Annotated in this window: 18 protein-coding genes; 7 read left to right on the top strand and 11 right to left on the bottom strand. The window is 69.4% G+C overall.

Features of this window, described 5'->3' with window-relative positions; translation table 11 throughout:
• Nucleotides 1-2 precede the first annotated feature (2 nt).
• Nucleotides 3-1,526 carry a magnesium chelatase gene (locus VNO22_09080; GenBank protein HXG61515.1) on the top strand — a complete coding sequence of 508 codons (1,524 nt, stop codon included), beginning with the start codon at nucleotides 3-5 and terminating at the stop codon, nucleotides 1,524-1,526.
• On the top strand, nucleotides 1,513-1,953 hold the full coding sequence (locus VNO22_09085; protein HXG61516.1) for a hypothetical protein: 441 nt from the start codon (nucleotides 1,513-1,515) through the stop codon (nucleotides 1,951-1,953). Before VNO22_09080 ends, VNO22_09085 begins: the two co-directional genes overlap by 14 nt.
• On the opposite strand, the gene VNO22_09090 is transcribed toward VNO22_09085, so the two are convergent.
• From VNO22_09090 to VNO22_09110, 5 genes are all read right to left on the bottom strand, one after another.
• Nucleotides 1,950-3,272 (bottom strand): hypothetical protein, encoded by a 1,323-nt coding sequence (locus tag VNO22_09090; GenBank protein HXG61517.1) that lies wholly within the window; start codon nucleotides 3,270-3,272, stop codon nucleotides 1,950-1,952. The two genes, VNO22_09085 and VNO22_09090, sit on opposite strands and share 4 nt — an antisense overlap.
• 63 nt (nucleotides 3,273-3,335) lie before the next feature.
• Complete coding sequence (locus VNO22_09095) at nucleotides 3,336-3,881, bottom strand: Uma2 family endonuclease (GenBank protein HXG61518.1); 546 nt, start codon at nucleotides 3,879-3,881, stop codon at nucleotides 3,336-3,338.
• A gap of 37 nt (nucleotides 3,882-3,918) precedes the next feature.
• Nucleotides 3,919-5,388 (bottom strand): M14 family metallopeptidase, encoded by a 1,470-nt coding sequence (locus tag VNO22_09100; GenBank protein ID HXG61519.1) that lies wholly within the window; start codon nucleotides 5,386-5,388, stop codon nucleotides 3,919-3,921.
• 9 nt (nucleotides 5,389-5,397) lie between these two features.
• A complete protein-coding gene (locus VNO22_09105; protein ID HXG61520.1) occupies nucleotides 5,398-6,405 on the bottom strand; it encodes a hypothetical protein in 1,008 nt (335 codons plus the stop codon).
• Nucleotides 6,406-6,431: 26 nt separating this feature from the next.
• The gene (locus tag VNO22_09110) at nucleotides 6,432-8,603 is read right to left on the bottom strand and encodes a ComEC/Rec2 family competence protein (protein ID HXG61521.1); all 2,172 of its coding nucleotides are present in this window, start codon (nucleotides 8,601-8,603) and stop codon (nucleotides 6,432-6,434) included.
• Nucleotides 8,604-9,076: 473 nt separating this feature from the next.
• Here VNO22_09110 and VNO22_09115 point away from each other — a divergent pair, with 473 nt between their 5' ends.
• The gene (locus VNO22_09115; GenBank protein ID HXG61522.1) at nucleotides 9,077-9,763 is read left to right on the top strand and encodes a TlpA disulfide reductase family protein; all 687 of its coding nucleotides are present in this window, start codon (nucleotides 9,077-9,079) and stop codon (nucleotides 9,761-9,763) included.
• A 20-nt stretch (nucleotides 9,764-9,783) separates the two neighbouring features.
• On the opposite strand, the gene VNO22_09120 is transcribed toward VNO22_09115, so the two are convergent.
• The 5 genes from VNO22_09120 to VNO22_09140 form a co-directional block, all read right to left on the bottom strand.
• Nucleotides 9,784-10,080, bottom strand: a complete 297-nt coding sequence (locus tag VNO22_09120; GenBank protein HXG61523.1) for a hypothetical protein — start codon at nucleotides 10,078-10,080, stop codon at nucleotides 9,784-9,786.
• A gap of 163 nt (nucleotides 10,081-10,243) precedes the next feature.
• A complete protein-coding gene (locus VNO22_09125; protein HXG61524.1) occupies nucleotides 10,244-11,020 on the bottom strand; it encodes a phosphatase domain-containing protein in 777 nt (258 codons plus the stop codon).
• Between the two features lie 59 nt (nucleotides 11,021-11,079).
• Nucleotides 11,080-11,913, bottom strand: a complete 834-nt coding sequence (locus VNO22_09130) for an AAA family ATPase (GenBank protein ID HXG61525.1) — start codon at nucleotides 11,911-11,913, stop codon at nucleotides 11,080-11,082.
• On the bottom strand, nucleotides 11,852-13,084 hold the full coding sequence (locus VNO22_09135; protein ID HXG61526.1) for a neutral/alkaline non-lysosomal ceramidase N-terminal domain-containing protein: 1,233 nt from the start codon (nucleotides 13,082-13,084) through the stop codon (nucleotides 11,852-11,854). Before VNO22_09135 ends, VNO22_09130 begins: the two co-directional genes overlap by 62 nt.
• Nucleotides 13,081-13,896, bottom strand: coding sequence for a response regulator (locus VNO22_09140; protein HXG61527.1), 816 nt, complete (start codon nucleotides 13,894-13,896; stop codon nucleotides 13,081-13,083). The genes VNO22_09135 and VNO22_09140 overlap by 4 nt, the downstream gene beginning before the upstream one ends.
• A gap of 85 nt (nucleotides 13,897-13,981) precedes the next feature.
• Between VNO22_09140 and VNO22_09145 the strand changes: the two genes are divergently transcribed.
• A complete protein-coding gene (locus VNO22_09145) occupies nucleotides 13,982-14,560 on the top strand; it encodes a ferritin-like domain-containing protein (protein ID HXG61528.1) in 579 nt (192 codons plus the stop codon).
• Here VNO22_09145 and VNO22_09150 read toward each other — a convergent pair.
• The gene (locus VNO22_09150; protein HXG61529.1) at nucleotides 14,555-15,274 is read right to left on the bottom strand and encodes an SDR family oxidoreductase; all 720 of its coding nucleotides are present in this window, start codon (nucleotides 15,272-15,274) and stop codon (nucleotides 14,555-14,557) included. The genes VNO22_09145 and VNO22_09150 overlap by 6 nt on opposite strands.
• An 87-nt stretch (nucleotides 15,275-15,361) precedes the next feature.
• Here VNO22_09150 and VNO22_09155 point away from each other — a divergent pair, with 87 nt between their 5' ends.
• The 3 genes from VNO22_09155 to VNO22_09165 form a co-directional block, all read left to right on the top strand.
• The gene (locus VNO22_09155; protein HXG61530.1) at nucleotides 15,362-16,138 is read left to right on the top strand and encodes an FAD-binding oxidoreductase; all 777 of its coding nucleotides are present in this window, start codon (nucleotides 15,362-15,364) and stop codon (nucleotides 16,136-16,138) included.
• Between the two features lie 49 nt (nucleotides 16,139-16,187).
• Entirely contained in the window at nucleotides 16,188-17,072 is an 885-nt protein-coding gene (locus tag VNO22_09160; GenBank protein ID HXG61531.1) for a hypothetical protein, read from the top strand.
• Between the two features lie 4 nt (nucleotides 17,073-17,076).
• Nucleotides 17,077-17,216: ATP-binding cassette domain-containing protein (locus VNO22_09165; GenBank protein ID HXG61532.1), on the top strand; the 140-nt coding region annotated here is incomplete at its 3' end.

Genomic DNA, 17,216 nt, shown 5'->3' on the forward strand with positions numbered 1-17,216 from the left:
CCATGGCCGGCAAGCCGCGAACGGTCGACGAGCTGCGCGCCTCCGGGGCCCGCGTGGTCCCGGTGAAGGAGGAGATGCGGCGCAATCTCATCCGCAAGCTCCGCGCCGACGAACGGCTCTTCCCGGGCATCGTCGGCTACGACCGGACCGTCCTGCCCGCCCTCCAGAACGCCATTCTCGCCCGCCACGACTTCATCCTTCTCGGCCTCCGGGGGCAGGGCAAGTCCCGGCTCCTGAGGGCCCTCGTGGACCTTCTCGACGAAGAGGTCCCCGTGGTCCCCGGATGCGAGATCAACGACCATCCGCTGGCGCCCCTCTGCCGCCGCTGCCGCCGCACCGTCACGGGTTCCACGGAGATCGGGTGGCTCCGGCGCGCGGACCGTTACCGCGAGAAGCTCGCCACGCCGGACGTCACCATGGCCGACCTCATCGGCGATCTCGACCCCATCAAGGCGGCCAACGAGCGGCGGTCGCTCGCGGACGAGGAGATCATTCACTTCGGCATTCTCCCGCGCACCCACCGGGGAATCTTCGCGATCAACGAGCTTCCGGACCTCCAGACCCGCATCCAGGTGGGGCTTCTGAACGTCATGGAGGAGCGCGACGTCCAGATCCGCGGCTTTCCCGTGCGGTTCCCCCTGGACGTCTGCATCGTGTATACCGCGAACCCGGAGGATTACACGAACCGCGGGACCATCATTACGCCGCTCAAGGACCGCATCGACTCCCAGATCATGACGCACTATCCGCGGACCCTCGAGGAGGCCGTCGCGATCACGGCGCAGGAAGCCTGGGTCCGGCGCGAAGACGTCTGCGACGTTCACGTGCCGGCCCTGATCCGCGAGATCGTGGAGGAGATCGCCTTTCAGGCCCGAAAGAGCGAATTCGTCGATCAGGGAAGCGGGGTTTCGGCGCGGCTGTCGATTTCGGCGCTCGAGAACGTGGTTTCGAATTGCGAGCGAAGGGCGCTCCGGACCGGGGAGCGCCGGGCGGTGCCGCGCATCTGCGATCTCTACGCCGCCGTGCCCGCCGTGGCGGGGAAGATCGAGCTCGTCTACGAAGGCGAACGGGAGGGCGTGGCGGTCGTGGCGCGCCGGCTGATCGGGCAGGCGATCGAGGCCGCGTTCCGGAGGCGCCTGCCGGACGCGTACGCCGCGCGGCCCGCCGCCCCCAAGGCCGGCCCGAAGGGACGCCCGGGGCCGGGCACGAAGGACGCCCCCGTCGAAGACACGGTCTACAAGCCCGTTCTGGAATGGTTCGCGCGCGGAAACCGCGTGGAGGTGAGCGACTCGATGGGCCCGGAGGAGTACGCCCGGGCGCTCGATCAGGTGGCCGGCCTGCGGGCCCTCGTCCAGGAGCATCTGCGGCCGCCCGCCGAGGAGACGTTTCTGGCCATGGAATTCGTGCTCGAGGGGATGCACCAGAGCTCTCTGATCGCCCGCGAGGATCTCGAAAACGGCGCCTCGTACAAGGACATGCTCAAGACCATGTTCGAAAGCCTCGGGAGCGGCCGTGGCCCGGAATAGCGCGGCGCTTCTCCTGGCGGCGCTGGCGGCGTCCTGCGCCGAGGTCTACTACCTCGACCTGCCGGACATCAACCTCGACCCGCCGGCCGATCTGGCCGAGCGCCTCGCCCGCTACCGGTCGGGCGAGGAGAGATGGCACGGCGACCCGCGGGCCGTGGCGGACGTGACCCTCCGGCAGCACCTCGACGTTCCGTGGAAGGCGGAGCCCTTCCGGCCTTCCGTGTACGAATTCAAGGAGTCCCCCGAATGGGGTCCCTACGTCGTCCGGGGTTACACGTACCCGAGCGGCCACGTCATGCGCTACCGCGTCAAGCTCCGCCGTTATGAGGAGATCTGGTATCCCGTCCAGGTGAGCCGCTACAAGATCCAGGAGGTTCCCGACGAGGATCCGGCGCACGGTCCCCCGAGCGGCCGACCGAAGCATTAGGGCAGTTCGACGCCCTCCAGCGCGAACGGCATCTCCTTGACGTACGTGTCCGTGACGAAACGGAAGCGGATCTCCCGGACCGCTCGGGGCCCCAGAGCCGGGAAAGCGGCCTGGTAGACGGCCCGGACGGGATCCGCCGGAACCTTCCGGGCGTTCCGTACGGCGACGACGGCGGCGGCCTCCGGGGTGCGCACGAACGTCCCTTTGTGTTCGGCTCCCTGGTCGTCCACCGCCACGAGCGACTCCTCGTCCAGCCGCTCGGCGACCGTCTCGAGGAAAGACTCGTCCGGTGTTCCGTCCGCCGGCGCGAAGGTCAGCATCCACAGGCGGCCCGCCGTGGCGCGCTCCACGCGGATGCGGACCTGTCCCGCCTCCGCCTGGGCTCCCGCCTCGGGCTTCAGGCGGATCTCGCCGCTCTCCAGCGGAAATAGAGCGCGCACCGTCCCTTGAAGAGAAATTTTTCCGGCTCCGAGCGCCAGGCCGGACAGAGCGAAGGCCCGCCGCTCCGGGGACGCTCCGAGCCCGCGGGCGGCCGGGCGCACGAGCACGCGCACGGCGGCCAGGGGGGATTCCACGTCCTCGACGCCTTCGCGCACCTCCAGGGCGGATCCCCGGTCATCCCGGGCTTCGCGGAGCGTGACGGAAGGAAATCCAAGCGGTTTGAGCGACCTCTCGTAGTCCGTCTCGAGCTGAAGGCGCACGCGGGCGGTCCGCTCCTTGAAGTCGGTCCGGCGTTCCAGCCGCAGCTCCACCACGCGCACGGCGAACGGGCCGGGATAGGCGGCCGGATAGGGCGGCAAGGGTTCCGGGAGAAGGCGGATGGTCCGGTCGTCCTTCCACTGGTATGAGATGCCGGCGCGGCGGCTGAGGTCGTCCAGGACGGCCAGGAGCGGGCGACCGTCCGCGGCCAGCGTGATGCGGGCCGCGACGTCCCGCGGCGGATCCTCGAAGCGCACTCCCGCCTGGCGCTCGATTTCCGCGAGGGCGGCTCGAAGATCGGCGTCCCGCACGTCCAGGCGCAGCGGCGCGGGGTCGCGGTAGGCGGCCCGGATCTTGGCGGCCCGTTCGATTCTCCGGAGAACCGCCGTCGCCCGGAGCGTCAGCTCGTTCTGGGTCCCTTGCGAGTTCTCCAGGAGCCGGCGCAGGGCGGGCGCGGCCGCCTCCCCCGCGGCCTCCAGGTCCCGCTCCGCCCGTTCCCGCACCGCCACGTCGTCGTGTTCGAGATCCCGGATCAGGCGGCGAAGGGAGTCGTTTTCGGGTCCGTCCTGAACCGCACCCGCCCAGAAGAGAAAGGACGCGAAGAAAGCCGTCATGGTCATCTCCCGCGATCGTTGAAGTCTATACGGCCGTGCGCCCTTTCCGATGAAGGAGGCGAGGTCGGGCTACGCGAAGATTTCGCCGACCGGAAGCTCCAGGCCCGCAAGGACCGACGACGTCAGCGTATCCGGCTCCTGGAAGTACCCGAGCGGCGAGAAGGCGCTTCCGGAGAGCCCGAGGATCTCGACCGAGCGCTCTTCCGGATCCACGATCCAGTACTCGCGGACCGCGTTCTGCTCGTAGAGCCGGCGCTTGACGAGCCGGTCGCGCTCGGGATTCTCGGGCGAAAGGACCTCCACGATGAGGTCGGGCACCCCGCGGATCCAGTCCTCGCGTCGCGCCGGATTATTCGAGGCCAGGAAGAGGACGTCCGGCTGCACGATGTCCCCGGAAGGCAGATGGACGTCCATCGGCGCCGCCAGGACGAGGCCAAGACCGCGACTGCGGGAATGCTCCCGAAGGATCGCCGCGAGGTTAAGAACCGCTTTCTGGTGTCGAAATCGCGGCGAAGGCGACGTCAGAATTTCCCCCTCGAGGAGTTCCGCGAGCGCACCCTCGGGAAGTCGCAGGTAGTCGTCCACGGTCTTTCGGGGCTTGGTCTTAAGCGCCATAATCTCATTGTACCGGTCGCGCGAACGCCGGGGCAAGTCAAGGCCACCGCGCGAGGCGCCGCACCGGATACGCCCCCCCCGGGCGCAGGACGGCGTCGAAGAAGTTCCAGCGGACCAGGCCGTCGTCGCTCTCCGGCTCCAGAAGGTAGACGGCCAGCGTGCCGAGCGGCTGGTCCGCGGGCACGAGGATATCCCCCGGGACGCCCCGAACGGGTCCCGATTCCGCGCGGCAGACGGCCACGGTCTCCAGGCGCTTCATGTCTCCGACGTCGGGGCTGTCCACCGACGAGAGCCCCTCCACGCGGTACGTCTCGCCGGGCACTTCGAAGGGGCTTTCCACGGGAACCAGGCGCAGGTTGTGTTCCCGCAGCTTCTCGAGCACCGTCCCCAGGGCGCCCGGCACGAGGTACGCGGCCGGACGCCGCACGGCCTTCGAGAGCTCGAAGCGGGCGAAATGGGGCACCCGGTAGAGACGCTTCTCGCGGCCCGGAATGCGCCTTGCGAGCTGCGATTCCATGTCCCACGCCAGGATCTCGCAGTCTCCGATTTTCTGCGGAGGTCCGTAGGCGATGCCCACGGGATCGGGCCGGCGGGTTTCCTCCTCCGCGCACCGCCGCACGATCTCCGGCCCGCGTTCGATCGCCAGATCGAAGATCTCCTTCAGGATTTCGACCGTCACGCGCACCCGGTCCCGGAAGGGGATGTAGCTGTAGGCTTCCAAAAGAATGTCCATCCGTCCGGTCAGCCCGCGGTAATGCGACCCGTAGCGCGGAAAATGAGGGTACGTCATCCACCCTTTGGAGAGATCCTTCTCGTCGATGAAATTGCCGTAGAAGAACGTCTTGAGTCCCGTCCGGCGGTCCAGGCGGCGGGTGATTTCGGGAAGGAATTCGGTCCGGATCCATTCGCAGGGCGGCGTGGGAATGTGGGAGGTGTCGTACGTGAGGTCGAAGCCGTGGATCGAGCCGTCCGTCGTGTGGCAGTCGATCGTGAGGTGCGGTCGCCACGCGCCGTACAGGCGCGAGAGGTTCCGGGACTCCGGAGCCTCGAGCTTCATATAGTCGCGGTTGAGGTTGATGCCTTGGCCGGTCGTGCGCGTTCCCACGCCCCCTTCGGGACCTATCTGGCCTTCGAGTTTCTCGAGGTCGAGCGCACGGTGGCGCGGATCGATCCGGTCGTTTCCGTCGGGGTTGTAGTTGGGGACCAGAAGGAGCGTCAGCCCCTCGAGGACCCGGTCCGGCAGGTCCCGGGCGAGCATGAGGACCGCCTCCTTGCCTTCCACCTCCCCCGCGTGGATGTTGGCCAGGACAAGCACCGTGGGGCGATCCGGCCGGCGGTCCCCCGAGACAAGGACGGGCATCTCCTGGCCGAAGGCGCTGCGCCCCATCGACTCCACGCGGAAGCGAGGGCGGCGGGCCTGAAGCGCGTCGATGAACCGCAGGACGTCCGTGTGGCGCGACGTTTCGCGGTAGTTCGTCCGTTCGGCGACGGTCAGGGGTTCGGGCATCGGAGGCTCTCAGGACGGTCGGACCAGCTCGATACGGCGGGCGCCCGCGGGAATCCGCAGGAGTCCTCCCGAGGGGGCCGCGGGCCGGCCGTCGATTCGCGCCGAGAGCTCGGCGGGCGCCTCGAGAAGGAAGCCTTCCGGCGGGCGGCAGTCGCCCCGCAGCTCGAGCGCCCGGGCGTTGAACGCGCCCTCGTACTGCACGGTCAGCGCGCCGAAGGGGGTGGGAATTCCCTCGGCCTCGATCGTCTGGTAGAGCCAGGTCTCGGGAACATCGGGGAAGAGGCGGATCGCGCCGCCTTCCGGACGCGCCAGCCGGCCGAGCAGACGGTCGAGCACGGCGGCGCGCTCGCTCAGCCCCATGCGGATCCCCGCCAGGGCCGCATAGTACTCCGTGACCGCGTCGGCATCCGGAACGCGCAGGCGGCGTCCTTCGAAGGCGCGCTCCCAGGCGGCCGCCGCCCGTTCGAGATCCTCCGCTTGGACCCGTCCGGCGAGATCGGCCGTGGTGAGGTGGACGAAGGCGCTCGTTCCCGGCTCCACGCGGAGCGGGAACGACCAGCCGGAAGGGGTCCGGCTCGCGCCGGTTCCCGAAGGAACGAGCGCTCCCGAGGCGACGACGAGCCGGCACGAACGCGGCCCGTCTCCGTGGTTCATGACGTGGTAGCGCGCCACGACCCCCGAGGAGCCGGCGGGGTACAGGAGCTGGGTCACCTGGAACCCGCCCCCGGCGTCCCACGTCACCTGCGGGAAGGGAAGCGTGCCGCGGAAAAGCGACAGTCGCGGCGATCCGGCCGAAGGATGCGCGGGTTCGTCTCCGCCTTCGGGTTCGATGCGGTGTTCCACCCGGTGGCCGCCGGCGCTCCAGCGGCCCGAAGCGTCGCAGAAGGTCCTGGGCGCCTCGCCGGGAAGGCCCACGGGGATGCCGGCGGGCGCCGGGCCGGGAGGGGCGGACGGCGGCTGCGGAGGGGGCGACGAACAGGCCGACAGAAAGATCAACCCCAGCAGCGCGCGTTTCATGGCCGTCATCGTAACAGCCGCGCGGATCATTTCAAAAGTTTCTCCACGCAGCCTTCCCGGCCGGTGATGAGGGCCGGCACGGGAAGAGCCTCCACCACGCGGGGCGAATAGTATCCCTCGGGGGCGCTGACGACGACCGTTTCGGCCCCGACGCGCCGCACGAATTCCTCATGCCGCTCGAAGTACTTCCCGTGGTGGGGCAGGACGAGCAGCCGCGCGCGAAGGTCGGGGAGCGTGAGAAGTTCCTCGACGCCGCGGTCCTGGATGTCGCCCGGGAAGAGGACGCCTCCCGCGCGAAGGACGATGGAGCTTTCGTTCGGGGGGACCGGGCGGCCGAACTTTTCCCACGCGGGCGGGCCCAGGATTTCCATCCGGTCGAGCCGCACCGGTTCGTGAAGGCGCTCGACGACGACGACCTCGACCCCCGCGGGCCACGTGAACCCCTCGAAGGCGCGGGTGACGATCAGACGGCGGACCCGCACAAGCTCCAGGAGCGAGCGCGCGCCGTTGACGTGGTCGGCGTCGGGGTGGGTCAGGACGAGGGTGTCGAGGCGCCGGACCCCGCGCTCCCAGAGGTAGGGAGCGGCGATGGAGGCGCCGGGATCCCGGACGTCGAGGCTGCCGCAGTCCACCATGAGGTTTCGTCCGTCGGGCCATTCGAGGTAAGCGCAGCTTCCGCGGCCCACGTCGAGCGCCGCGAAGAAGACGCCGTCGGGGGCGCGGTAGCGCAGCGGGCCCGCCAGTCCCAGGGGCAAAACGAGCGCCACGGCCCCGAGCGCCTTCCAGGGGCGGGGAGCGGCGCGGCACCAGAGCGTCCAGGCGCCGAGCGCGGCGTAGTAGGCCGCCAGAAGCGCCGGGCCGGGCGAAGGGCCGTAGGCGTGGGAGAAAGGGAGGGACCCCAGGAATCCGGAAGCGGCGCTCAGGAGGTCGAACGCCGCGCCGGCCGCCGCGCCCGTGAGGCTTCCAAGGCCGATCGGCGCGAGGAGCAGGTGGGCCAGGCCCAGGCCGAATTCGAGCGTCATGAGGGGGACGATGAGGAGGTTCGCCGCGACGATCACGGGCGTCAGAAGGTTGAAGGCTTCGAGGATGATCGGAGCGGTGGCGAGCCACGCCGCCAGGGAGGCGGCCAGGGCATGCCGCAGGCGCTCCCAGGCCCAGCCGCCGGGGGCCGGGAGGGCGTGGAAGATCGGGGCCACGAGGGAAAGTCCCAGGACGGCCGCGAAGGAGAGCTGAAATCCCAGGTCCGCCACCTGGGCGGGATCGACGGCCGAAAGAAGGAGCGCCGCGGCCGCCAGCGCCGAGATCGCGTCGCGCCGCCGCCAGGCCAGGTCGGCCCCGAAGAAGGCGGCGATCATGAGGAAGGAGCGCACGACGGAGATTTCCAGTCCGGTCAGAAGGACGTACGTGCCCAGGATTCCGAGAAGGGCGAGCGCCTGGGGCCGTCCCGTGACGCCCAGGAGGGTCAGGAGCGTCCAGAACGCCCCCAGGACGATGACGAGGTTCTGGCCGGACAGGGCCAGGACGTGCGCGGTGCCGGTGCGCTGGAAGTTCCGCACGAGGTCGTCCGGAAGCGGTTCGCGGCGGCCCAGGACGATGGCGGCGCAGAAGGAGCCGACTTCCGGGCGCATACCGCGGTCGAAAAGGGAGCGGACCCACGCGCGGGCGCGGCTCCAGGCCGGCGGTCCTTCCAGGATCTCGAGCGTTTCGAGGGTCATCACGGCGTCGATGCCCTGGCGCTGGAGCCAGGCGCCGTAATCGAACTGGCCGGGGTTCGTGGCGCGTCTGGGGCGCTTCATGGGGCCGCGGACGCGGACGCGCTCGCCGCCGATGAGCGGCACCTCGCGGCCGAAGGCGCGGACCTGAACGCGGTCCACGACGAAGGAGGCTCGGGCCGGGGGTGCGCCTTCGGGTTCGTCCAGGGAGCGGTAGAAGCGGGGAGGGCCGGCCACGGTGCCCTCGACCTGATCCGTCAGGGGGATCGGGTCGCGAAGCTCGGCGGCTTCCTGCCGGATCGCGCCGAGGGCGGTTCCCCAAAGCGCCAGAAGGAAGGGCGCGCGGCGGCGGCACAGGGCGAGCACGGCGCCGAGCGCCAAGGCCGCGGCGACGGGAAGGAGCCACGGCGGATCCGCTTCGCGCGCGCCGGCGATGCCGGCCAGGAATCCCGCCGCCAGCGGGACCAGGGGGCGCGCCCGGAGCATCGCGGGATTATATCGGCGCGTGGAACCTCTGCGAAGGAAGCGCGAGAACCTGCGGATAAAGGTTATACTCGTGTCTGGAAGCTTCACCCACGTCCAGGCGCTCAACTTTTTACATAGGAGGGATGTCCCATGAAACGCCTCTTGATGGCTTCGGGATCGGGGGGGATCGCGGCCCTTTTTTTTTCTGCTCGGATTCGTTGCGGCCGACTGGACTCCGTCGGCTCAGGCGTCTCCGGCCATGACCTTTTCGGAAAGCTCGGAGGGCGCCTTCAGCGGTCAGGACGGCGTTCTGGTCGTTCGTGTCGGTCAGGGCGGAAATCCCATGATCTTCGTCTTTCGGGGGAACCGGATCTGGAAACTGGATCCTTCGCAAACGCAATCGCTGAACACGAAACCTTGGGGCGTTCTCGAATAGGTTCGGTCGCGCCGATCGTGGACCGCGCCGGCGGGGTCTGTTACAATAGCCGTTCGTCATGAGCCTTCCGTGGAAGGTCGGGGACAAGCTTCCGGACGCGCGGCTGGGGACGATGGGGGGGACGTCCTGCGCGCTGCGCGATTTCCGGGGCCGGAAGGCGCTCGTCTACGTGTGGGCCTCCTGGTCCGACAGCCGGGAGGCGCTTCCGCTCCTCGAGGAATTCCACGGCAAGCACCCGGAAACGGCCGCGATTTCCATCGCCTGCGACGTGACCGGACCGGAGTATCCGATGCGGTACCTGCGCCGGGCACGCGCGACCTTCGAAATGTGGATCGACGCCACGTGCACGATCTCGCGGCGCTGGGGCGTCAAGGAGGTTCCGGTAACGGTCCTCCTCGACGAGGAAGGCTGCATTCTGCTCCTGGGGACCGCGCTGGACCGGCCGCTTCTGGCCCGCGTGGAGGAGCTTCTGGCCCGACCCGCGGCGCGGCGCGGAGTTCCCGAGCCCAGGGTGGATACGAAGAACACCCGCATCGAAATCCTCATGCAGTCCTGCACGAACTTTCTGAGCCGGAAGCGGACGGCGGATGCGGCCGCTTCGCTTCGGAAAGCGCTCGCGGTCGATCCCGAGAACAAACTCATCGCCCCGCAGGTGTTGGTGCTCACGAACCCCGAGAAGTTCTACGAGGGGGCGATCGATCATGCCTGGCTGGCCGCTCAGCCGCCGGTGACGCCGCTCGCGTAGGGCCCGGGCCGGCGGGGAGGCTATCGGGCGGGTTCCGGAGGGCGCCGGCGGGATCGCGCGAAGAATCCCAGCACCGCCACAAAAAGGGCCGCCCCGAGGATCGACCACAGGATGGGGAACGGCTCGTTTCCGATGCGCACGACGAGAACGGCCGGAAGTCCCAGAAGCCCCGCCATCCACGACCCCAGGAGCGCCCCGATGAAGCCCAGGGCGATCGAGACCAGGCAGCCTCCTCGCGAGTATCCGGCCAGCACCTGACCGAGAGCGCCGGCCACGCCGGCCACCAGCAGCAGAAGCAGAAATTCCAGAAGGTTCATTCCGAGTCTCCCTGCAAAAGGGTCACGGGTACCTACACATACGATGCTTCGGCGCGCGGGTTACTACGCGGGTAACGGCTCAGGACCTCGAAGAGCGGATCACGAAGGACGCGGCGCGTCCCGCGATTCCGCGATCGGATCCTTCATGACGGCGGCCCAAAGGCTATTCCGAAGGCGAGCGATCGAGGACGCGCGTGAGAATTTCCGGCCAGCTTCGAGCGACGCGGCCCGGCGCCGCCACGGGCCGGCCCCGGGGCGCGAAAAGGATGCCTTCGATGCCGTGCGCGGCGTACGCTTCGAGGTCGCCCCGCACGTCGCCCACCCCCCAGCGCAGGTGCGGAAAGCGCGCCCGGAGCTCCGCGAGGCGCGCGATCTTGTGGTCCCGCGGCGAGGTGTCCCAGAACCGGGTGCCCTTTCGGAGATAGAGCGGGCCTTCCGGAAAGCCTCGCCGCTTCAGCCAGTCCCGGGTCTTGGCCGCGAAGACATGGTCGCGGGCCGTCAGATACACCACCTGAAACCGCCGGGCGATTTCACGCAGCGCCTCGGGCGCCCCCGCCACCGGCCGCACCCGCTCGTTGCCGAGCAGGATGAACCCGAGCGGCGAGATGTCGGCGATCGTGCGGTCGATGTCCGTGACGAAGACGGGGGTTTCCCTCGGGACGGCGCACACGAGCGCCTCCGCCGGCGGCGCCTCCCACCCGGTCGAGCGGAGCCGCACCCGATAGCGGTACGTGCCGGGCTCCAGCGGGCCCAGCGGGAGTCCGGCCCGGCCCCGGGCATCGGTCGTGGCGCTCCCCAGGCCCTCGACTTCGACCTCGGCCCCTTCCAGCGGAGGGTCCCAGAAAGCGCAGCGAAGGCGCTCGGCTTCGACTTCCAGGGTCGCGCGTTCGCCGGCGACCGCCAGAACGTCCCAGGCCGTTACGAGGGCGGACGCGGCCAAGGAACCCTCGCGGACGTTGCATCCATGGGTAGAAGTATCCGCCGGGATCCCCCCGGGATTCAAGCCCGCGGCGGATCGGCCACCGGCGCCGGCGGAGCGGGTTCGAGCAGGACGGGGACGGCGAGGGGTTCGGGCGGCTGGGGGACGATCGGAACGATGCCGGCCACCTCGCGGGCCAGAGCCAGGTAGTCTTCCGCCCCGTAAGACTCGGGGGCGTAGTCGAAGATGGATTTCCCGTGGCTGGGCGCCTCGGCGAGCCGGACGTTGGTGCGGATGCGGGACCGGAAGACCTTGTCCTTGAAGTAATTTTCGATTTCCTGAACGGTCTCCCGGGCCAGGCTCTTGCGGGCGTCGTACATGCAGGCGATGACGCCCGTGATTTCGAGCGCCGGATTGAGGCGCTTCTTGACCAGTTCGATCGTCCGAAGCAGGAGCGAAATCCCGTGGAGCGCCAGGAACTCGCACTGCAGGGGGATCATGACCTCCTGGACGAACGTGAGGGCGTTCACGGAGAGCAGGCCGAGGGACGGGGAGCAGTCGAGGATCACGAAATCGTACCCGGAGAGCCCCGAGAGGGCGTTTCGGAGGACGGTTTCACGGCCGATTTCGGACGCCAGTTCCATTTCGGCGCCGGCCAGCTCGATGTTCGACGGAACCAGGTGAAGGCGGTCGGAAAGCCGGACCGGATCGGGCGGCGCGCCGGTGAGGAGCGCGTAACTGGTGCTTTTCTGCTGGTGGGGTGGGACGCCGAGCGACACGGTGGCGTTGGCCTGAGGATCGAAGTCGATCAGGAGGACGCGCCGGTCCAGGCGCGCGAGGGCCGCGCTCAGGTTAACGGCGGTGGTCGTCTTGCCCACGCCCCCCTTCTGGTTCACCAGGGCGATCTTGCGCATGGACCCTCTCTCCTAACTCGACGAACCGTTCGACCAGCCACGGTCCCATGCGGGGCCCGTAGAAGCTCACGGTCCGCTCGTATCCGCCGTTCTTGTAGTCCTCTTCCGTGAGGAAATAGCCCAGGTGGTCGTTCGCCAATCCCACGATCCAGGCGCCCGGAAAGCGCCGTTTCAGCTCCAGGCCCAGTTCCACGCAGGGCTCGCCCGGAAAAAAGAACATCTTCACGCCCTGAAGCTCCAGGACGCCGAGGACGCTCTTCCTCGGGGCCAGCGGAAGGGTGGGGGACGGCAGCTCCACCCCTCTCTCCACATAGTTTATTCTAGCCTCTCCCCCGGTTTTTTCAATCTCCCCCAGAAGATCCGCCGCGCGGGCGGCCAGGGCGTCCCCGAGCGCGGCGCATTTCTCGAAATCGTCGCGACCGGACGGGGCGCGGGGGGCCAAATCCCCCGAAGCGCCGTTGGTGAAGAGAACCGGCGCGCCCACGCGCTCCTCGAGCGCCCGCTGGAAAAATCCCGGCCAGTCCGCGCTCACCAGAAAATTCCGGTCGGACAGAAGCGTAGGATGGGCCGCGTAATTGGCGACGACGGCCAGAGGCCGGGACAGGGCGTCGGTTACCAGAAGAAGCTGGAGCTCGGGATCCACGGGGCCGTCCGGGCGGCGGCGGTTGCGGTTGAAACCGGGCGCCGGGCCGCGGGCGAAGGCGATCCGCGCCGGCAGGAGCACGGAGCGCGCCTCCCGGACGGCGCGCCTGAGTTTGGCGACGAGTTCGGCGTGGAAGTCGGCGTCGAACCGCCCCATCGCCACCTGCCAGAAGCCCCGGGCCAGCGCGCCGGGCCCGGAATGGGTGTGCGACGCGGCCAGAATGAGATCCGCGCCTTCCGGGCGGATCGCGTCGCGGATGTCCAGGGTCGAGCCCACGAGGTCGGTCGTGACCAGACAGACCGCGCGTTCCGGCGTCTCCAGCCACAGCGCTTTCGCGTAGAGCGGGTCGTGGATCCCCTGGAGAGGCTTGCCCGCGCGGCGGCCGTAGCCGCCCAGGGGAACGGGCCGGTCGGGAGTGATGTCCACCACCGCCACGCCGGCCCAGAGGGAGGCGGGGGGCGCCTCGGGGGCGGAAGAGCATCCCGCCAGGACGGCGACGAGGATCGGGGCGAGCCGCAGGAGCCTCACGCGGGGGCGCCTTCGAGGTGGGCCTGGAGGAGGCGCTGCGCCTCGGCCGTGACCCGCGTGAGCACGACGCCGACCTTCTCCGTGTGCGGCGGGGTGGGCCACTGGTAGACGTGGGCGATCCGTCCCTCGACTTCCACCACCACGTCGGGCGGCGCCGCCAGGACGAATTCGAGGGTCTGAGATTCGCGGAACCGGCGGGCGTGGCGCGCGAAGAGGCACAGCGGATGAACGGTGCTCTGCTCGTAGCCCGTGCAGAGGTCGCAGCGGGAGAACTCGAACGAGAAGCCCTTGAGCGAGATGTCGTGGACGCGGGTTTTGTAGACGGCCGCCAGGCCTTCGTGGGGGTGAGCCCCCCAGGAGACGGACCATCCGCTCACGCGGCGGCGCGCGTCGCGCCGGTCGGAGGTCTCGCGGGGAGGCGGCGCGCGTCGCGCGGCGAGCGCCTTGCGGATCTTGCCGAGCACGATCTCCTTGGTAAAAGGCTTGAGGATGTAATCCTCCGCGCCGGAGCGGAGGGCCTCGAGGAGGTCCTCCTTGCGGTTCTTCGCGGAGCACATGAGCACCGGCGTCCGGCGCGTCTCCGCGTGTTCCTTGATCTTCCGGCAGACGTCGAATCCGTCGAGGTAGGGCATCATGACGTCCAGGATCGCGGCGTCCGGCCGATGCCGGAGCGCCAGATCGAGAGCCTCGCGCCCGTCCGCGGCCTCGAGCGTCGCGTAGCCGGCCTGGGCGAGGAAAAGACCGAGGATGCGCCGCAGATTGGCGTCGTCGTCGGCCACGAGGATCAGGGGTTTGGCGTCCGGTCCGCTCATGAAACGCCTCCCAGTCTTTCCCAAACGCGGGGCGGAAGTCAAGGAGGTTGAAACCGCGCCGGGCGCGTCGTAGACTTTCCGCACGATGCGAAACGAGACTTCCGCCGACGCGGCCCTGGGCGAGTTTCTCGACCGGATCTCGGGCGACCCCGCGCTCGAAATGGAGTGGGTGGAGCTTCTGAGTCAGCTGGAGTACGTGGGCTGCCGGAAGATCGTCAAGAGCGTGGGATTCGAGCGCGTCTCTCTTGAGGTGCTTCGGCACGTGGCGGAGGAGGCGTCTCACGCGTTCCTCCTCAAGTCGGTGGCGGAGCGGGGCGGCCGCGCGGGGCGGTCCTGGCGGGAAGGGCGCTTCTGCGAGGCCGGCTGGAGATACTTCCAGGGGCTGGACCAGGGGATCTCCGCGCTGTCGGAGGACGCGTCGCTTCATTACCCGGGGGTCGCCTGGGCGGTGGAGCGCCGGGTGCTCGAGGTCTACCCCGAGTACGCGGCGCGGACGCGCAACGAGGACGTGCGCAAAGCCCTCCGGCGGATCCTCGCCCAGGAGGAGCGCCACGGCGCGCAGTTCGAGCGCCGCCTCTTTCCTCCCGGCTACCGCGAGAAGGCGATCGCCCTGGAGGAGGCGCTCTGGCGGCGGTTCCTGGAGGAGGCCCGGGCGCTGTTATAGATCGATCGCGGCGCCCGTGTGCAGGCAGTCCGGGCGCGCCAGCGCCGCCACCACTTCGGCGACGTGCTCGGGTCGCAGGAGCTCCGTCTGCCCCGCCGTGGCCATGAGCTTGCGGAGGATCTCGCCGCGGGAGCTCCCGGTGGCCTTGGCGATGCGTGCCACGTTGTGCCGCGTGAGCCGGGTGTCCACGTAGCCGGGGCAGACGGCGTTTACCATGATGCCGTACTTCTGGAGTTCCGCGGCGAGGCTCGAGTTGAAGCCGATCAGGGCGTGCTTGGAGGCGGCGTAGGCGGTGATGTAGGCGGCCCCCCGCTTGCCGGCGGCCGAGGCGACGTTGATGATGCGGCCGTAGCGCCGCTCGATCATCGCGGGCACGAACGCCTTGCAGAAGAGGAAGGCGCTCGTCACGTTCGTGTCCAGGATCCGGCGCCAGAGGTCCAGGTCGGTGCGCACGAGAGGCGCGGCCTCGGCGATCCCGGCGTTGTTGACCAGGATCTCGGCGGGGCCGACCTTGCGGGCCAGGCGCGCGATCTGGTCGGGATCGGTGACGTCGCAGACGTCGTAGTCCGCCCCCGTTTCGCGCGCCACGCGCTCCAGCTCGTCCGGGGTGCGCGAGCAGATGAAGACGCGCGCGCCCTCGCGGGCCAGGCGCCGCGCGACGGCCTCGCCGATGCCGCGGCCGCCCCCGGTCACGACCGCCCGATGTCCGTCCACCGCAATCCTCCCCGCCGGGATTATACCCCGGGTGCGCGCGGAGCGTTGCCGCCGGGGAACGACGGCGCTATTCTGGACGCTGCTTCCATGGAAGAGCTCGAGACCAGGATCGTCGAAGTACGTCCGGAAACGGCGGACGCCGTGACCCTGCGGCTCGACCTGGGCGGCAGGCCGTTTTCCTACCGTCCCGGGCAGCACATCCGCCTCGACCCGCTTCAGTTCGAGGCGCTCCGTCTCCGCCTGGTCGGCCGCGCGCGACCGGCCTATTTCTCGATCTCGTCGGACGCTCTAGACGGCGGGACGCTGGAGATCACCGTCAAGGAATCGCGCGGGCTGGAGCCGGGCGTGTCTTCGTATTTCGTGCGGGAGGCGCGCGTGGGCGAGCGGGTGCGGATCTCGGGCCCGTTCGGGCGGTACTGCCTGCCGCCGGAGCCTCCACCCGGCGTGCAGGGGTTTCTCCACGTCTGCGCCGGAAGCGGCGTGGCGCCGAACCGGGGGATGATCCGGCACGCGCTCGCGCGCGGGTGGCCCCAGCGGCACCTCCTCATCCTGCAGAACCGCGCCGAGGAGGATGTCCTTTTCCGGGCCGAATGGGAGGAGCTCCGCGCGCGGCACGCCGACCGCTTCCGGGTGCGGCACGTGTTCTCGCGATCGGCCGGGGAGTACGTCTCCGAGGAGCTGGTGCGTCGCGAGATGAGAGGCTATCTGGATCCCGACGCCTCGTGGGCGTTCGTCTGCGGCCCGAACGTCCCGAGGGGGGATCGGCCGGGTTTCGCCGACTGCTGGCGGGGATCGTCGGCGCCGGTTCGGGCGGGCCTTCTGAGCTCGCTGGGATTCCGGCCGGAGTGCATCCTGAGCGAGTAGGCCGGCGCGCCCGCCGCGTCCCGCCGGGGGGTATAATCGAACAGGATCCATGCTTCGGCACGCCTGGCTTCTGGTTTCCGGCCTCCTCTGGGCGGCGATGATGCTGCTTCTTTTCGAGAAGGAGATCCGGCCCTATTTCGAGTACGCGCAGCCGCCCAATTATCGCGCGATCCTGGCCCGCAAGCGCCGCCCCGAGGCGGAGCGCCGCCGGATCGAGCTCGGAACCGAAACGCTCGGCGAAAGCGAGACGCTCCTGTCCCCCCTTCCGGAGGGGGGCTTCCGGATGGAGACGCGCCTGGTGATGCGGATGCGGCCCTTCCTTCCGGCGGTCGCGCTCCCGGACGACCGCTCGCACCTGGTGACGCGCGTGCGCGTGGATCCGAATTATGAGCTCTCCGAGTTCCGGATGCGGGGGACGAGCCAGGGGGTTCCTCTCTCCATCACGGGACGGCGCCTGGGGAGCCACCTCCGGGTGACCTACGCGCTTCTCGGCGGGCTCGTTCAGGGGGACAAGCTCGTGGAATTTCCGCGGGAGGCGACGCTGGCCGATACGTTCTTCCCGTTCCAGGGCGGGGTGCGGCTCACCGAAGGCAAGAAGTGGCGCCTGCGGCTGCTTGATCCGGGTTCCGTGGCCTCCGCCGGGCAGGGGCAGGGGCTCACGGTTACGGAGATGTACGCCGCCGTGGTGGGGCGCGAACCGGTGGAGGACCGGGGCCGCGAGGTCATCGCCTACAAAGTCGAAGTCCGCGCCGACCCGACGCGGGAATTCTGGGACTATGTCTTCTGGGTGGACGAGGACGGGACGGTGCTCCGGCACCTTCTCAAGTTCAACAAGATCGCCTGCGCCGTGGTGCTCGAACACCGCGCGGAGCTCTCTCCGGAGGAGGCCGAGCGGTACGCGTGGCGGGTCCCGGACGTGCGCCGGGGGCGCTGACCTCATGATTTCCCTCCAGGGCGTCTCCAAGCATTACGGCCGCAAGGTGGCCGTGGACAACCTGTCGCTCGAGATCGCCCCGGGGGAATTTTTCGCGGTGCTCGGCCCCAACGGCGCCGGCAAGACGAGCACGATCAAAATGAT

It is taken from the genome of Planctomycetota bacterium, from assembly GCA_035574235.1.
Classification (GTDB): domain Bacteria; phylum Planctomycetota; class MHYJ01; order MHYJ01; family JACPRB01; genus DATLZA01.

Bases quoted from the DNA above. Each gene is read 5' to 3' on its own strand.
- VNO22_09140 (HXG61527.1), bottom strand. From the start codon at position 13,896: ATGAGCGGACCGGACGCCAAACCCCTGATCCTCGTGGCCGACGACGAC.
- VNO22_09155 (HXG61530.1), top strand. From the start codon at position 15,362: ATGGAAGAGCTCGAGACCAGGATCGTCGAAGTACGTCCGGAAACGGCG.
- VNO22_09080 (HXG61515.1), top strand. From the start codon at position 3: ATGGCCGGCAAGCCGCGAACGGTCGACGAGCTGCGCGCCTCCGGGGCC.
- VNO22_09120 (HXG61523.1), bottom strand. From the start codon at position 10,080: ATGAACCTTCTGGAATTTCTGCTTCTGCTGCTGGTGGCCGGCGTGGCC.
- VNO22_09090 (HXG61517.1), bottom strand. From the start codon at position 3,272: ATGACCATGACGGCTTTCTTCGCGTCCTTTCTCTTCTGGGCGGGTGCG.
- VNO22_09110 (HXG61521.1), bottom strand. From the start codon at position 8,603: ATGCTCCGGGCGCGCCCCCTGGTCCCGCTGGCGGCGGGATTCCTGGCC.
- VNO22_09100 (HXG61519.1), bottom strand. From the start codon at position 5,388: ATGCCCGAACCCCTGACCGTCGCCGAACGGACGAACTACCGCGAAACG.
- VNO22_09095 (HXG61518.1), bottom strand. From the start codon at position 3,881: ATGGCGCTTAAGACCAAGCCCCGAAAGACCGTGGACGACTACCTGCGA.
- VNO22_09105 (HXG61520.1), bottom strand. From the start codon at position 6,405: ATGAAACGCGCGCTGCTGGGGTTGATCTTTCTGTCGGCCTGTTCGTCG.
- VNO22_09145 (HXG61528.1), top strand. From the start codon at position 13,982: ATGCGAAACGAGACTTCCGCCGACGCGGCCCTGGGCGAGTTTCTCGAC.
- VNO22_09115 (HXG61522.1), top strand. From the start codon at position 9,077: ATGAGCCTTCCGTGGAAGGTCGGGGACAAGCTTCCGGACGCGCGGCTG.
- VNO22_09160 (HXG61531.1), top strand. From the start codon at position 16,188: ATGCTTCGGCACGCCTGGCTTCTGGTTTCCGGCCTCCTCTGGGCGGCG.
- VNO22_09130 (HXG61525.1), bottom strand. From the start codon at position 11,913: ATGCGCAAGATCGCCCTGGTGAACCAGAAGGGGGGCGTGGGCAAGACG.